Source organism: Ruminococcus sp. 1001136sp1, from assembly GCF_039841815.1.
GTDB lineage: Bacteria > Bacillota > Clostridia > Lachnospirales > Lachnospiraceae > Blautia_A > Blautia_A faecis.
In genome coordinates this window covers 81,771-94,244 of record NZ_JBDPGY010000005.1, presented here as the reverse complement: position 1 = coordinate 94,244, position 12,474 = coordinate 81,771, and the positions used below count along the sequence as shown (strand labels likewise).

The 12,474-nt window shown below is 42.6% G+C and carries 24 protein-coding genes; all 24 read right to left on the bottom strand.

The window, feature by feature from the left end:
- Nucleotides 1-4: 4 nt before the first annotated feature.
- The 24 genes from rplO to whiA all read right to left on the bottom strand — a co-directional run bounded on the left by rplO (nucleotide 5) and on the right by whiA (nucleotide 12,461).
- Entirely contained in the window at nucleotides 5-445 is a 441-nt protein-coding gene (gene rplO / locus ABHC48_RS05930; RefSeq protein ID WP_118581190.1) for a 50S ribosomal protein L15, read from the bottom strand.
- Nucleotides 446-466: 21 nt separating this feature from the next.
- Nucleotides 467-649: a 50S ribosomal protein L30 gene (rpmD, locus tag ABHC48_RS05925; RefSeq protein WP_117852555.1), complete on the bottom strand. Its 183-nt coding sequence runs from the start codon at nucleotides 647-649 to the stop codon at nucleotides 467-469.
- A 14-nt stretch (nucleotides 650-663) separates the two neighbouring features.
- Nucleotides 664-1,173: a 30S ribosomal protein S5 gene (rpsE, locus tag ABHC48_RS05920; protein WP_117852552.1), complete on the bottom strand. Its 510-nt coding sequence runs from the start codon at nucleotides 1,171-1,173 to the stop codon at nucleotides 664-666.
- An 18-nt stretch (nucleotides 1,174-1,191) separates the two neighbouring features.
- The gene (rplR, locus tag ABHC48_RS05915) at nucleotides 1,192-1,560 is read right to left on the bottom strand and encodes a 50S ribosomal protein L18 (RefSeq protein ID WP_118581193.1); all 369 of its coding nucleotides are present in this window, start codon (nucleotides 1,558-1,560) and stop codon (nucleotides 1,192-1,194) included.
- Between the two features lie 17 nt (nucleotides 1,561-1,577).
- Nucleotides 1,578-2,117, bottom strand: a complete 540-nt coding sequence (rplF, locus tag ABHC48_RS05910) for a 50S ribosomal protein L6 (RefSeq protein WP_118581196.1) — start codon at nucleotides 2,115-2,117, stop codon at nucleotides 1,578-1,580.
- Nucleotides 2,118-2,212: 95 nt separating this feature from the next.
- Nucleotides 2,213-2,614, bottom strand: a complete 402-nt coding sequence (gene rpsH, locus ABHC48_RS05905; RefSeq protein WP_118581199.1) for a 30S ribosomal protein S8 — start codon at nucleotides 2,612-2,614, stop codon at nucleotides 2,213-2,215.
- Nucleotides 2,615-2,812: 198 nt separating this feature from the next.
- The gene (locus tag ABHC48_RS05900; protein WP_117852543.1) at nucleotides 2,813-2,998 is read right to left on the bottom strand and encodes a type Z 30S ribosomal protein S14; all 186 of its coding nucleotides are present in this window, start codon (nucleotides 2,996-2,998) and stop codon (nucleotides 2,813-2,815) included.
- A 73-nt stretch (nucleotides 2,999-3,071) separates the two neighbouring features.
- Complete coding sequence (gene rplE / locus ABHC48_RS05895) at nucleotides 3,072-3,611, bottom strand: 50S ribosomal protein L5 (protein ID WP_118581202.1); 540 nt, start codon at nucleotides 3,609-3,611, stop codon at nucleotides 3,072-3,074.
- Between the two features lie 22 nt (nucleotides 3,612-3,633).
- Nucleotides 3,634-3,945 carry a 50S ribosomal protein L24 gene (rplX, locus tag ABHC48_RS05890; protein WP_118581205.1) on the bottom strand — a complete coding sequence of 104 codons (312 nt, stop codon included), beginning with the start codon at nucleotides 3,943-3,945 and terminating at the stop codon, nucleotides 3,634-3,636.
- A gap of 11 nt (nucleotides 3,946-3,956) precedes the next feature.
- Nucleotides 3,957-4,325 (bottom strand): 50S ribosomal protein L14, encoded by a 369-nt coding sequence (gene rplN / locus ABHC48_RS05885; protein WP_022067326.1) that lies wholly within the window; start codon nucleotides 4,323-4,325, stop codon nucleotides 3,957-3,959.
- Nucleotides 4,326-4,339: 14 nt separating this feature from the next.
- Nucleotides 4,340-4,597, bottom strand: coding sequence for a 30S ribosomal protein S17 (gene rpsQ / locus ABHC48_RS05880; protein WP_117852536.1), 258 nt, complete (start codon nucleotides 4,595-4,597; stop codon nucleotides 4,340-4,342).
- 18 nt (nucleotides 4,598-4,615) lie between these two features.
- Nucleotides 4,616-4,825 carry a 50S ribosomal protein L29 gene (rpmC, locus tag ABHC48_RS05875; RefSeq protein ID WP_118581208.1) on the bottom strand — a complete coding sequence of 70 codons (210 nt, stop codon included), beginning with the start codon at nucleotides 4,823-4,825 and terminating at the stop codon, nucleotides 4,616-4,618.
- Nucleotides 4,815-5,252, bottom strand: coding sequence for a 50S ribosomal protein L16 (gene rplP, locus ABHC48_RS05870; RefSeq protein ID WP_117852531.1), 438 nt, complete (start codon nucleotides 5,250-5,252; stop codon nucleotides 4,815-4,817). Before rplP ends, rpmC begins: the two co-directional genes overlap by 11 nt.
- A complete protein-coding gene (gene rpsC, locus ABHC48_RS05865; protein ID WP_117852529.1) occupies nucleotides 5,252-5,908 on the bottom strand; it encodes a 30S ribosomal protein S3 in 657 nt (218 codons plus the stop codon). The genes rplP and rpsC overlap by 1 nt, the downstream gene beginning before the upstream one ends.
- A gap of 11 nt (nucleotides 5,909-5,919) precedes the next feature.
- Nucleotides 5,920-6,309 (bottom strand): 50S ribosomal protein L22, encoded by a 390-nt coding sequence (rplV, locus tag ABHC48_RS05860; RefSeq protein ID WP_117852663.1) that lies wholly within the window; start codon nucleotides 6,307-6,309, stop codon nucleotides 5,920-5,922.
- A 97-nt stretch (nucleotides 6,310-6,406) separates the two neighbouring features.
- On the bottom strand, nucleotides 6,407-6,688 hold the full coding sequence (rpsS, locus tag ABHC48_RS05855) for a 30S ribosomal protein S19 (RefSeq protein ID WP_015526921.1): 282 nt from the start codon (nucleotides 6,686-6,688) through the stop codon (nucleotides 6,407-6,409).
- A 15-nt stretch (nucleotides 6,689-6,703) separates the two neighbouring features.
- Nucleotides 6,704-7,549 (bottom strand): 50S ribosomal protein L2, encoded by an 846-nt coding sequence (gene rplB, locus ABHC48_RS05850; RefSeq protein WP_118581211.1) that lies wholly within the window; start codon nucleotides 7,547-7,549, stop codon nucleotides 6,704-6,706.
- Nucleotides 7,550-7,611: 62 nt separating this feature from the next.
- Nucleotides 7,612-7,911 carry a 50S ribosomal protein L23 gene (gene rplW / locus ABHC48_RS05845; RefSeq protein ID WP_117852524.1) on the bottom strand — a complete coding sequence of 100 codons (300 nt, stop codon included), beginning with the start codon at nucleotides 7,909-7,911 and terminating at the stop codon, nucleotides 7,612-7,614.
- Nucleotides 7,911-8,531, bottom strand: a complete 621-nt coding sequence (gene rplD, locus ABHC48_RS05840) for a 50S ribosomal protein L4 (RefSeq protein ID WP_118581214.1) — start codon at nucleotides 8,529-8,531, stop codon at nucleotides 7,911-7,913. The genes rplW and rplD overlap by 1 nt, the downstream gene beginning before the upstream one ends.
- Nucleotides 8,532-8,552: 21 nt before the next feature.
- A complete protein-coding gene (rplC, locus tag ABHC48_RS05835) occupies nucleotides 8,553-9,185 on the bottom strand; it encodes a 50S ribosomal protein L3 (RefSeq protein ID WP_117852520.1) in 633 nt (210 codons plus the stop codon).
- An 80-nt stretch (nucleotides 9,186-9,265) separates the two neighbouring features.
- Nucleotides 9,266-9,583 carry a 30S ribosomal protein S10 gene (gene rpsJ, locus ABHC48_RS05830; RefSeq protein ID WP_117852518.1) on the bottom strand — a complete coding sequence of 106 codons (318 nt, stop codon included), beginning with the start codon at nucleotides 9,581-9,583 and terminating at the stop codon, nucleotides 9,266-9,268.
- Between the two features lie 568 nt (nucleotides 9,584-10,151).
- Nucleotides 10,152-11,219: a hypothetical protein gene (locus ABHC48_RS05825; protein ID WP_195699044.1), complete on the bottom strand. Its 1,068-nt coding sequence runs from the start codon at nucleotides 11,217-11,219 to the stop codon at nucleotides 10,152-10,154.
- A 31-nt stretch (nucleotides 11,220-11,250) separates the two neighbouring features.
- The gene (locus ABHC48_RS05820) at nucleotides 11,251-11,505 is read right to left on the bottom strand and encodes an HPr family phosphocarrier protein (RefSeq protein ID WP_118581220.1); all 255 of its coding nucleotides are present in this window, start codon (nucleotides 11,503-11,505) and stop codon (nucleotides 11,251-11,253) included.
- Complete coding sequence (whiA, locus tag ABHC48_RS05815; protein WP_195699045.1) at nucleotides 11,502-12,461, bottom strand: DNA-binding protein WhiA; 960 nt, start codon at nucleotides 12,459-12,461, stop codon at nucleotides 11,502-11,504. Before whiA ends, ABHC48_RS05820 begins: the two co-directional genes overlap by 4 nt.
- Nucleotides 12,462-12,474 lie beyond the last annotated feature (13 nt).

Genomic DNA, 12,474 nt, shown 5'->3' with positions numbered 1-12,474 from the left:
TCTATTAGATCAGCTCTACTGTACCACCTGCAGCTTCGATTTTAGACTTTGCAGTCTCACTTACAGCATTTACTTTAACTGTAAGCTTCTTGGTAAGCTCGCCGTTTCCAAGGATTTTAACGCCGTCACCAGCTTTGGAAATTGCACTGCTTGCAAGTAAGCTCTCAACTGTAACCTCTGCACCATCCTCAAAACGGTTCAGAACATCAACGTTGATTGCAATGATCTCTTTAGAGTTTCTGTTTGTGAATCCTCTCTTAGGCAGACGTCTGTATAAAGGCATCTGTCCACCTTCAAATCCCGGTTTCTTGTGTCCGGAACGTGCTAACTGTCCTTTATGGCCTTTACCGGCTGTTTTGCCGTTTCCAGAACCATGTCCACGGCCTCTTCTGAAGTTATCGCTGTGCTTAGAACCCTCAGCTGGTCTTAAGTTTGATAATTCCATTATGGCACCTCCTTTTTGTAATTATGCTTCTTCTACTTTTACCAGGTGCTGTACCTGCTGAATCATTCCTCTTGTTGCCGCATTGTCTGGCATCTCAACTGTTTTGTGCATTTTGGTAAGACCCATTGCTTTAACAGTAAGTTTGTGCTTCGGAACTGCGCCAATCGGAGATTTTACTAAAGTAACTTTTAATGTATTTGCCATTTTAATATTCCTCCTTAAGCCAGAATCTCATCAACAGATTTTCCACGAAGTTTTGCAACTTCTTCCGGAGTTTTTAACTGTCTTAAGCCTTCGATGGTTGCAAGAACAACATTCTGCTTATTTCTGGATCCCATACATTTTGTACGGATGTTTTTGATACCAGCTAACTCGATAACGGCACGAGCCGGGCCGCCGGCGATAACTCCAGTACCTTCCGGAGCTCTCTTAAGAAGCATGGAAGCGCTTCCGTAAGAACCTACGAAGTCATGTGTAATGGAACCATTCTCATCTCTTGCTACGGTTACTAATTTCTTAATAGCATCCTCTTTTCCTTTGCGGATTGCTTCCGGAATCTCGGCTGCCTTTCCAAGTCCTGCACCAACGTGTCCATTGCCGTCACCTACAACAACTAAAGCTGTGAAACGGAAGTTACGACCACCTTTAACAACCTTGGTAACACGCTTGATTGATACTACTTTATCTTCTAACTCTAACTGACTAGCATCAATAAGATTACGTTTCATGTGTTTCGCTCCTCCTTATTAGAATTTCAGTCCAGCTTCTCTTGCTGCGTCTGCCAGTGCTTTTACTTTACCGTGGTAAATGTATCCACCTCTGTCAAAAACAACTTCCTCGATGCCGGCTTCCACTGCCTTCTTACCGATTACAGTGCCAAGATATGCTGCTGCTGCAACATCGTCGGTGTTCTCAAGCTGTGCTTTTACGTCTTTCTGAAGAGTAGAAGCAGATACTAAAGTCTTTCCAACGGTGTCATCGATAATCTGTGCATACATGTGTTTATTGGAACGAAATACTGCAAGACGCGGAGTTGTTGCAGTGCCATTTAAATGATGACGTAATCTTCTATGCTTTTTCTCGCGAATTTCCGCTCTAGATGCTTTATTAACCATTTTCTCACTCTCCTTAATTATTTCTTACCAGTCTTACCAACTTTGCGTCTGATAACCTCAGTATCATACTTAATACCTTTACCCTTATATGGCTCAGGTCTTCTCTTATCTCTGATCTCAGCTGCAAACTGTCCAACTTTTTCCTTGCTGATACCGGAAACGATAATCTTGTTACCGTCTACTTTGGTCTCAATACCTTCCGGATCTTCCATTTCTACCGGGTGAGAATATCCAAGGTTTAAAGTAAGCTTCTTGCCCTGCTTAGCGGCTCTGTAACCAACACCGTTAACTTCAAGAGTCTTGGTGTATCCTTCGCTTACACCAACAACCATGTTGTGGATAAGGCTTCTTGTTAAGCCGTGAAGGGATTTCATTTTCTTTAAGTCGTTTGGTCTTGCAACAACTACATGACCATCTTCAACTTTGATTTCCATCTCTGTTGGAAGCGCTCTCTCAAGTGTTCCTTTTGGTCCTTTTACGGTTACTACGTTTCCTTCTGCAACAGATACTTCAACTCCTGCCGGAATAGCAACCGGAAGTCTACCGATACGTGACATACTATGTGTCCTCCTTACTTAGATTATCGGAGAGGTTTTCGCAACCTCTCTGTTTTCAGTGTTTCGTCTACTTCTTGAATGAATGGAGCCGAAGCTTACCATACAAATGCAAGAACCTCGCCGCCTACCTGAAGTTTACGAGCTTCTTTATCGGTGATAACACCTTTATTAGTGGAAAGGATTGCGATTCCAAGTCCTCCAAGAACCTTCGGAAGCTCTTCCTTACCAGCATAAACACGAAGACCCGGTTTAGAGATTCTCTTTAAACCTGTGATGATCTTCTCGTTTTTGTCTTCGCCATATTTCAGTGTGATATGGATGTTTTTAGCAACACCATCTTCAACTAAATCGTATTTTGCAATGTATCCCTCATCAACAAGGATGTTTGCAATTGCAATTTTCATCTTGGATGCTGGTACATCTACTGTGTCGTGTTTTGCAGTGTTTGCATTACGAATTCTTGTAAGCATGTCTGCGATTGGATCGCTCATTGTCATGTTAGTTTCCTCCTCATATTCAGACTTTACATGTCATAGTATATTTATATAAATTTACGTGTTACCTGTGTAACATCATCCCGTGCTGAACTGGTACTGCACCTTGCGGCTTGCACTCGTTAAGGTTCGGGATGGACTTTGCACGAAATTCATGTTCGCCTTACGGCTTACATTCATTAAGCGACTTTCAGCTTCGGCTTACCAGGAAGCTTTCTTAACTCCCGGGATCTGTCCTTTGTAAGCTAACTCACGGAAGCAGATTCTGCAGATTCCGTATTTTCTTAAATATGCATGTGGACGTCCACAAATTCTGCAACGGCTATATTCTCTTGTAGAAAATTTAGCTGGACGCTGCTGTTTGATTTTCATTGCTGTCTTAGCCATGAATCGTTCCTCCTATATCAGATCTGCTGACCCCGGCAAGGAGCCGGCGGTCAACTTTGGAATGTTCCTCTACTTATTTCGCAAAAGGCATGTTGAACAGCTTCAGTAACTCACGAGCTTCCTCATCAGTATTTGCTGTTGTAACGAAGATAATGTCCATACCTCTTACTTTGTCAACTTTATCGTACTCAACTTCTGGGAAGATAAGCTGCTCTTTGATACCAAGAGCGTAGTTTCCTCTTCCATCGAATGCGTTAGGATTAACGCCACGGAAGTCACGTACACGTGGAAGTGCCAGGTTGATCAGACGATCAGCGAACTCATACATCTTCTCGCCTCTTAATGTTACTTTACATCCGATCGGCATTCCCTCTCTGATTTTGAAGTTAGCAACAGATTTTTTAGCTTTTGTTGCGATAGCTTTCTGTCCTGTGATCAGCTCCATATCTGCAATAGCTGCATCAAGAAGCTTAGCGTTCTCTTTTGCTTCACCAACACCCATGTTAATTACGATCTTGTCGAGTTTTGGCACTTGCATAACGTTTTTATATCCGAATTTTTTGGTCATGGCATCCATGATCTCATTAGTATAAAGTTCTTTTAATCTACTCACTTATGTCTGCCTCCTCTCTCAATTAATCGATAACCTTACCTGTTGCTTTGGCAACGCGGACTTTTTTGTCACCATCCATCTTAAAGCCAACTCTTGTTGCTTTTCCATCTGCCATAAGCATTACGTTGGAGATGTGAAGCGGAGCTTCTTTTGTGATGATTCCACCATTCTGGTTTGCAGCTGATGGTTTGGTGTGTTTTGTAACCATATTAACGTTCTCTACTAATACGGTATTGTCTTTTACGTTAACGGCAAGGACTTTGCCTTCTTTGCCTTTATCTTTACCAGCGATTACTGTAACAGTATCACCTTTTTTAATCTTCATAGCTGACATTAGGCACCCTCCTATAATACTTCCGGAGCTAAGGAAACGATCTTCATGAATTTTTTCTCACGAAGCTCTCTGGCAACTGGTCCAAAGATACGTGTTCCTCTCGGAGTTAAGTCGTCTTTAATGATTACGGCAGCATTTTCATCGAAACGGATATAGGATCCGTCTTTACGACGAGCGCCTTTTTTGGATCTAACTACAACAGCCTTTACTACGTCACCTTTTTTAACAACGCCGCCTGGTGTTGCATCTTTAACAGTAGCAACGATTGTATCGCCGATGTTTGCATATCTTCTTGTAGAGCCACCCATAACACGGATACAAAGGATTTCTTTTGCACCAGTGTTGTCGGCAACTTTCAGTCTTGTTTCCTGCTGAATCATACTGGTTATCCTCCTTATTTAACTCTCTCTACTACTTCAACCAGTCTCCATCTCTTGTCTTTGGACAGCGGTCTGGTCTCCATAACTTTTACGGTATCACCGATGTTGCACTCATTGTTTTCGTCATGAGCTTTTAATTTATATGTTCTCTTCACGATTTTCTTGTAAAGAGGATGTTTTACATGGTCTTCAATTGCAACTACGATGGTCTTATCCATCTTATTGCTGACAACCTTACCCACGCGGGTTTTTCTCAGATTTCTTTCCACGATTATGTCCTCCTAAATTCACTATTTGGAAGCGTTAGCTTTCGCAGTGATCACTGTCTGGATTCTGGCAATATTTCTGCGAACCTCTTTGATTCGTCCTGTATTGTCTAATTGATTGGTTGCATTCTGAAATCTCAGATTGAAAAGTTCTTTCTTAGCAGCTACTAATTCTTCGTTTAATTCTGCAGCTGATTTTGCCTGTAAATCTTCTACGAATTTATTAATTTTCACTGTTATCACCGCCTTCTAACTCTGCACGAGAAACTATTTTGCATTTACATGGTAACTTGTGCATTGCAAGACGTAATGCCTCACGAGCGATTTCTTCAGAAACGCCTGCGATCTCAAACATAACACGTCCTGGTTTAACAACTGCTACCCAGTATTCCAGGGCACCTTTTCCGGAACCCATACGAGTTTCTGCTGGTTTTGCTGTTACTGGTTTATCTGGGAAAATCTTGATCCAAACCTTACCACCACGTTTGATATAACGGGTCATAGCAACACGGGCTGCCTCGATCTGATTAGATCTGATCCAGCAAGGCTCGGTAGCAACAAGACCGAATTCACCATAATTGATCTGATTACCTCTAAGGGCTTTTCCTCTCATGGAGCCACGGAATTGTTTACGACGTTTAACTCTTTTTGGCATTAACATTATTTATCGCTCCCTTCCTTAGTTCCTTTAGTTGGAAGAATCTCACCATTGTAGATCCATGCCTTTACACCAACTTTGCCATATGTGGTGTCTGCTTCTGCGAAACCATAATCGATGTCTGCACGAAGTGTCTGAAGCGGAATAGTTCCATCGCTGTAGAACTCTGTACGAGCCATATCAGCTCCACCAAGACGTCCGGATACGGATGTTTTGATTCCCTTTGCTCCAGATTTCATGGTACGCTGCATTGTAGATTTCATAGCACGTCTGAAGGAGATACGGTTCTCCAGCTGAAGAGCGATGTTCTCTGCAACGAGCTGAGCGTCTCTGTCTGGTCTCTTAACTTCTTTGATATCAACGATAAGCTTCTTGTCTGTGTATTTAGCAAGTTCAGCTTTAACTTTCTCGATCTCAGCGCCGCCTTTACCGATTACGATACCAGGTTTAGCTGTGTAAATGATAACTTTGACTCTGTCAGATGCTCTCTCGATCTCGATCTTGGAAACACCTGCGCTGTATAATTTCTTTTTGAGGAATGTTCTGATGTTGTAGTCCTCTACCAGATAGTCTGCGAAATCGCTCTCTGCATACCATCTTGAATCCCAATCCTTGATAACACCGACTCTAAGGCCATGTGGGTTAACTTTCTGTCCCATGTCTATCCTCCTTATTTCTCATCCAGCACGATGGTAATATGGCTTGTTCTCTTCTCGATTCTGTAAGCTCTACCCTGTGCTCTTGGCTGGATTCTCTTCATTGTAGGTCCTTTATTTGCATAGCAGGCTGCAACGACGAGATTGTCTGCGTTCATTCCGTTATTGTTCTCAGCGTTAGCAATAGCTGATTCCAGTAACTTTTTGATTACGCTGGAAGCGTATCTTGGGTTGTATGTCAGGATACCAAGTGCTGTCTGCACATCTTTGCCACGGATTGCATCTAAAACGTAGCAGGCTTTCTGAACAGAAATTCTTGCATAAGATAATTTTGCAGACGGTCTTGTCTCTCTATTATTCTCATTTCTGGCTCTCTTAATCTGGCTTCTATGTCCTTTTGCCATTTTAAAGTGCCTCCTTTCGTCATATTCAATATTCAGGTAAACACCTGGGTTGCCCGGACCGCTTCTTGCGATCAGGCAGCCTGGTGAAAAGTACTAACTAGCGAACACCGGATTTCTTTTCGTCTTTTCCGTGTCCTCTGTAGGTTCTGGTAGCAACAAACTCACCAAGTTTGTGACCAACCATATCCTCAGTAATATATACCGGCACATGTTTTCTTCCGTCATGGACAGCGATTGTATGTCCAACAAAAGACGGGAAGATTGTGGAACGGCGTGACCAAGTTTTGATTACGGATTTATCATTTGCAGCGTTTAATGCATCTACTTTTTTAAGTAAGCTCTGATCTGCAAAAGGTCCTTTTTTCAGTGAACGAGACATTCTTAATCCTCCTTATTATTTGCTTAAAGCTTTTCCATCGCGTCTTCTTACGATGAGCTTGTTGGACGCTTTGTTTTTCTTTCTTGTCTTCAGACCAAGAGCAGGTTTGCCCCAAGGTGTACACGGACCTGGACGTCCAACCGGAGCGCGGCCCTCTCCACCACCATGTGGATGGTCATTCGGGTTCATAACAGAACCGCGAACTGTAGGTCTGATTCCCATGTGACGCTTACGACCAGCTTTACCGATGTTGATCAGGTTGTGATCACCATTTCCGATAATACCTACTGTAGCACGGCAGATGATCGGAACCATTCTCATCTCACCAGATGGGAGACGAAGTGTAGCGTATTTGCCTTCTTTAGCCATAAGCTGAGCACCATTACCAGCGGAACGAACCATCTGTCCGCCCTTTCCTGGGTGAAGCTCAATGTTATGAACCATAGTACCAACCGGGATAAGCTCTAACGGTAAGCAGTTACCTACACGGATTTCAGCTTCCGGTCCGTTCATAACTTTCTGTCCAACTTTAAGTCCTTCCGGAGCAAGAATGTATGCTTTCTCGCCATCTGCATAGCAGATAAGTGCGATGTTTGCTGTTCTGTTCGGATCATACTCAACAGATTTAACTACTGCCGGGATTCCATCTTTTCTTCTCTTGAAGTCGATGATTCTATATTTTCTACGGCTTCCGCCTCCCTGATGTCTTACAGTGATCTTACCCTGGTTGTTACGTCCAGCGTTTTTCTTTAAAGACACGGTAAGGGATTTCTCTGGTGTTGCTTTCGTAATCTCAGAGAAGTCGGAACCAGTCATATGTCTTCTAGACGGGGTATATGGGTTATAACTTTTGATTCCCATTTCTTTTCTCCTTTCAAATTTGTTCTCACGCTTTTGAATGCGTATAAACTGCTATCTGTTAATTAAAGACCCTCGAAGATCTCGATGTCTTTGCTGTCCTCTGTAAGGGCTACGATAGCTTTTTTGGATTTAGCAGTTTTTCCAACTACCATTCCACGGCGTTTTTTCTTACCATCAAGATTCATGGTATTTACGCTTTTAACTTTTGTTCCATCGAACATTTTCTCAACTGCTTCTTTGATCTGAGCTTTGTTTGCTTCCGGATGAACAAGGAAAGTATATTTCTTCTCACCCATAGCAGCCATGGATTTTTCAGTGATCACTGGTCTTTTGATCACGTCGTAATATTTAATATCTGCCATTATGCGTATACCTCCTCGATGGATGCTACAGCGTCTTTAGTTACTACTACAGTACCGTGGCTCATAACATCATATACGTTGATGCCGTTAGCAGCTACAGTCTGTACGTTCTCGATATTTCTTGCAGAAAGGATTACGTTCTTGTCTTCCTGTGCTGTTACAATAAGAGCTTTCTCTGCTTTCAGGTTTGTAAGGACCTTCTGCATTTCTTTTGTCTTTGCATCAGCAAGTGCAAGGCTATCAACAACTACGAATTTATTGTCCTGAACTTTGGAAGTCAGAGCGGATTTAAGAGCTGCTCTTCTTTCTTTTTTGTTCATTTTTACTTCATAATCTCTTGGAGTTGGTGCGAAAATAATTCCGCCGCCTGTCCACTGTGCAGCACGGATAGATCCCTGTCTAGCATGACCGGTTCCTTTCTGTCTCCAAGGTTTTCTTCCGCCACCGCTTACTTCAGAACGAGTTTTCGCTTTCTGAGTACCCTGGCGTTTATTTGCAAGCTGACGAACAACAGCAAGGTGAACAAGATGCTCATTGACTTCAACGCCAAATACTGCATCGTTCAGCTCCATTGTTCCAACTTCATTGCCTTCCATATTATAAACAGTTACGTTTGCCATTTGTGTGCTCCTCCTTTCTTATTATAAGGACTTTACTGTCTCTTTGATTGTAACCAAGGATTTCTTAGGTCCTGGAACAGCACCTTTAACTAACAGTAAGTTATTCTCTGTATCTACGCGTACGATCTCAAGATTCTGAACAGTTACCTGCTCGCTTCCCATATGACCTGGCATGTGTTTTCCTTTGAATACCTTGCTCGGATCAGAACAAGCACCATTGGAACCTGCATGACGATGATATTTGGAGCCGTGAGCCATAGGTCCTCTGGACTGTCCATGTCTCTTGATTGCGCCCTGGAAGCCTTTACCTTTTGAAACTGCTGTTGCATCGATGTGATCTCCAGCTGCAAAGATATCAGCTTTAATTTCCTGTCCTACCTCATATTCAGCAGCGTTCTCAAAACGGAATTCTTTAACGAATCTCTTAACTGCAACGCCTGCTTTTGCAAAGTGGCCTGTTTCCGGTTTGTTCACCAGTTTCTCTCTGATGTCGCCGAAGCCAACCTGAACTGCTGTATATCCGTCGTTCTCATCTGTTTTAACCTGAGTTACGACACATGGACCAGCCTGTAAAACGGTTACCGGAATTAACATTCCATCTTCGTTGAAGATCTGAGTCATTCCGACTTTGGTAGCTAAAATAGCTTTCTTCATCTTTCTTCCTCCTATAGCGGATTGCCCTTTCGGGTAATCATATAATAAATAGCTAAATGCTTATGCATTTACAAGATTAATTATTTTGCCTTCATCTTGATGTCGATATGAACACCAGCAGGCATTTCCAGTCTGGACAGTGCATCAACTGTCTTCTGGGTCGGAGCAATGATATCAATCAGTCTCTTATGTGTTCTCTGCTCAAACTGTTCTCTGGAATCTTTATATTTGTGAACAGCTCTTAAGATTGTAACAACTTCCTTCTTAGTTGGAAGCGGAACCGGTCCGCTAACTGTTGCACCATTCTTCTTAACAGTGTCGATGATCTTTGCAGCAGATGCATCTACTAACTGATGATCGTAAGCTTTTAATGTGATTCTCATTACCTGATTTGCCATAAAAAAAGTCTCCTCCTATTCGTACTCACTATCAGTACGACAAGCGGCGACTGTACACATCTCCGTGTGTGTCCTAAAACATCTTCCTGCTACGGACATTCTCTCACACGTCCCATCCCAAGATGGCTATTGAACTTGTACAGTGACTTGTCGTCAGTTTCCTAACTTGACATTCGCTCCACGGAAAACCCGCCTTACTCGGCGGCAACCTCGCGCTTCATTGCTATCATGTCACAGCAGTTATTAGTATACACAAAGGTTTTAAAAATTGCAAGTGTTTTTTTCAAAAAATCCAGATGTTTTTTTGTATTATTTTAAATACAATCTAGGGTGTATCTGAAAAAGGCTTTCTGCAAGATGTGAGTGTGTATATTCCAGTTTTTTCTTTCTTCCTATTATATAGTGCTTCTAATAGTTGTCCGTTATACTCCTGCTGGCAACTGACAATCAGCTTTCATTATTTAATACAGTGGTTCTAAAGCCTCGCGAAGTCATTGTCTTTTCCTTAATAAAAAAAGAGAAGAGGCATCATCATCGAATGCCTCTTCTTTCCTATTATAATAATGAATCAATCTTCATCATCATAGTATTCATCTTCGTCCTCATCTTCGTCAGCAAAGATATCAGAATAATCAAACAAAGTAACCTTTGTTATCTCATCCTTCACAATGTCAGGAGCATCTCCTTCTTTCTTTGCTTTCGCAGCAAGCTGCGCCGGTGAATATCTTGGGATTGCCAGTTTCTTGATCTCAACTGGTTTATCATCTTCTTCCTCATGAATCTCCGGAGCTGCTTTCTTCTTCGGTGCTGCCTTCTTAGTCTGTGTTGCAGGCTTAGCAGACTTCCTGACTGGTTTGGAGTCCTTTGCGGTAGCTGCTGCTACTTCTTTCTTCAGAAGTTCATGTGCTTCACTTGTAGCACTCTGTACAGCTCTTTGTGGCGCTTCCTCTTCCTCTACATCAAAATCGTCTTCATCGATTTCATCCACAAAGCCACCGGTACGGATCTTACGCTTCTCTTTCTTGCTGCGCTTGCCCTGTGCTTTGATCTCACGCTCTTCATCACGGTACTCACGCTCTTTACGCTTCTCTTCTTTCTTCAGCTCTTTACGGCTCTTCACGTATCCTGGTTCTGTATCCTCCGGATAGTCGTCATAATCATCCTGATCTTTTTTCCAGAGTTCTGCGATTACATAAAGAATAATCAGAAACAGAACGGTAAGTCCAAGAACAATCAGCCCCTCAATACTCTTGGTAGCTGCCATCAGATATCCGATAAACGGAATTGTTACAACAATTTTCGGAAGGTAGCTTCCAATTGCCACATTAATCGGCTGTCCCTGAGAAACAGTTGGATCCATAGCAGTACCTGTACCATTTGCGACATCAGCGCTGGCCAGTGTATAACGATACACTGCATTCTCATCATTTACAAGGATCGGTGTACCCAGAGCTGCTTCTTCGGTTTTAACCGGAATTGCATATGTAACAGATCCCATTGCCAGATTTGACTTGACTGTGGAGTCGTCTCTGATTTCAGTCGTCACTCCAAAGAATGGAGGAACCGCTAATGCAACCACACAAAGTATGGTACATATTACAACAAAATGTACTATAAATTTTAAAAACTTAGACATTGGTAACCATCCTCACTTTTTACGGCAGCCTTTACTGGTTGCTCAGATACTGTTCAATACTGCTCATCGCAGCTTCTTCATCTTCACCATTAGCAGAAAGTGTAATCTCCTCACCGGCGTCAAGTCCCAGTGTCATCATACCCATAATACTCTTGGCATTTACTTTCTTCTTACCTACTTCTACGTAGATTTCACTGTTGAACTGACTTGCCACCTGTACCAGCTGTGCAACGGGTCTGGCTTCAAGCCCTGTGGACAGGTGAATGGTGATTGGTTTTTTAATCATAATAACTCCTCCTTGTTTTCCCTCAGGTCATCTGCAAGCAGGCTTAATTTACGAAGCCGGTGATTTACTCCAGACTTTCCAACCTGTGGGTTCAACATCAATCCTAGTTCTTTAAGTGTTGCTTCCGGATACTGCAGCCGCAATCTGGCAATCGCTTCAAGTCCTTCATTCAGACTCTCCAGGCCCACCTTTTCCTCAAGAAGTCTGATATCCTCGATCTGCTTCACTGCTGCATTAACCGTCTTATTTATATTAGCAGTCTCACAGTTTACCTTCCGATTCACAGAATTGCGCATCTCTTTCAGGATACGGATATTCTCCAGATCCATAAGAGCTACATTTGCTTCCATAATAGCAAGCATGTCTACAATCTGCGCCCCTTCCTTCACATAGAGTACATAAGACTTCTTACGCAGAACCATCTTAGCATCTATATGAAAGCTGTGAATAATTTCCTGCAGCTGCCCGCTGATCTCCTGGCTGGGACATACAATTTCGAAATGGTATCCCTTCTGAGGATCACTGATCGAACCTGCCGAGAGAAAAGCACCGCGTACAAACGCCCTTTTGCAGCAATCCCTCTGATATACAATAGAATTGGATACAAGTGGCATCCCTCCGCTCACTCCCGAAAATTCCAGCTTGGCAGAATCCAGTATTTCCTTTACTAAAAACTGATCAATAATGGAAATACAATAAAGATTTCCCTTTCTGAAACGGTCAATCCGGGAATTTGATACATCTGTCTCTATATTAAATGTTTTTTGCAATAATGTAAAGCCTTTTCTTGAAAGTGCCTCATTTTCTGTCTGGATACGCAGGGATTTTCTCCCATCAGTTCCAGCCTCCAGGCTGCCGCAGAAAGTAAAGATTGCAGCCAGTTCCGCAATCCTGCAGTGTCTTCCGGAGCCGATATGCCTGGAAAGTTCTTCTTTCACCATCCCTGAAAAAGACATTCCACGATCTCCT

What these genes read in the sequence shown, in the direction of transcription:
- whiA (WP_195699045.1), bottom strand. Translation starts at nt 12,461, where the DNA reads ATGTCTTTTTCAGGGATGGTGAAAGAAGAACTTTCCAGGCATATCGGC.
- rpsH (WP_118581199.1), bottom strand. Translation starts at nt 2,614, where the DNA reads ATGACAATGAGCGATCCAATCGCAGACATGCTTACAAGAATTCGTAAT.
- rpmD (WP_117852555.1), bottom strand. Translation starts at nt 649, where the DNA reads ATGGCAAATACATTAAAAGTTACTTTAGTAAAATCTCCGATTGGCGCA.
- rplR (WP_118581193.1), bottom strand. Translation starts at nt 1,560, where the DNA reads ATGGTTAATAAAGCATCTAGAGCGGAAATTCGCGAGAAAAAGCATAGA.
- rplW (WP_117852524.1), bottom strand. Translation starts at nt 7,911, where the DNA reads ATGGCAGATATTAAATATTACGACGTGATCAAAAGACCAGTGATCACT.
- rplV (WP_117852663.1), bottom strand. Translation starts at nt 6,309, where the DNA reads ATGGCAAAAGGACATAGAAGCCAGATTAAGAGAGCCAGAAATGAGAAT.
- ABHC48_RS05825 (WP_195699044.1), bottom strand. Translation starts at nt 11,219, where the DNA reads ATGTCTAAGTTTTTAAAATTTATAGTACATTTTGTTGTAATATGTACC.
- rplX (WP_118581205.1), bottom strand. Translation starts at nt 3,945, where the DNA reads ATGTCAGCTATGAAGATTAAAAAAGGTGATACTGTTACAGTAATCGCT.
- rpsJ (WP_117852518.1), bottom strand. Translation starts at nt 9,583, where the DNA reads ATGGCAAATCAGGTAATGAGAATCACATTAAAAGCTTACGATCATCAG.
- rpsS (WP_015526921.1), bottom strand. Translation starts at nt 6,688, where the DNA reads ATGTCTCGTTCACTGAAAAAAGGACCTTTTGCAGATCAGAGCTTACTT.
- rplC (WP_117852520.1), bottom strand. Translation starts at nt 9,185, where the DNA reads ATGAAGAAAGCTATTTTAGCTACCAAAGTCGGAATGACTCAGATCTTC.
- ABHC48_RS05820 (WP_118581220.1), bottom strand. Translation starts at nt 11,505, where the DNA reads ATGATTAAAAAACCAATCACCATTCACCTGTCCACAGGGCTTGAAGCC.
- rplO (WP_118581190.1), bottom strand. Translation starts at nt 445, where the DNA reads ATGGAATTATCAAACTTAAGACCAGCTGAGGGTTCTAAGCACAGCGAT.
- ABHC48_RS05900 (WP_117852543.1), bottom strand. Translation starts at nt 2,998, where the DNA reads ATGGCTAAGACAGCAATGAAAATCAAACAGCAGCGTCCAGCTAAATTT.
- rplB (WP_118581211.1), bottom strand. Translation starts at nt 7,549, where the DNA reads ATGGGAATCAAAAGTTATAACCCATATACCCCGTCTAGAAGACATATG.
- rplF (WP_118581196.1), bottom strand. Translation starts at nt 2,117, where the DNA reads ATGTCACGTATCGGTAGACTTCCGGTTGCTATTCCGGCAGGAGTTGAA.
- rplD (WP_118581214.1), bottom strand. Translation starts at nt 8,531, where the DNA reads ATGGCAAACGTAACTGTTTATAATATGGAAGGCAATGAAGTTGGAACA.
- rpsC (WP_117852529.1), bottom strand. Translation starts at nt 5,908, where the DNA reads ATGGGACAGAAAGTTAACCCACATGGCCTTAGAGTCGGTGTTATCAAG.
- rplN (WP_022067326.1), bottom strand. Translation starts at nt 4,325, where the DNA reads ATGATTCAGCAGGAAACAAGACTGAAAGTTGCCGACAACACTGGTGCA.
- rpsE (WP_117852552.1), bottom strand. Translation starts at nt 1,173, where the DNA reads ATGAAACGTAATCTTATTGATGCTAGTCAGTTAGAGTTAGAAGATAAA.
- rplP (WP_117852531.1), bottom strand. Translation starts at nt 5,252, where the DNA reads ATGTTAATGCCAAAAAGAGTTAAACGTCGTAAACAATTCCGTGGCTCC.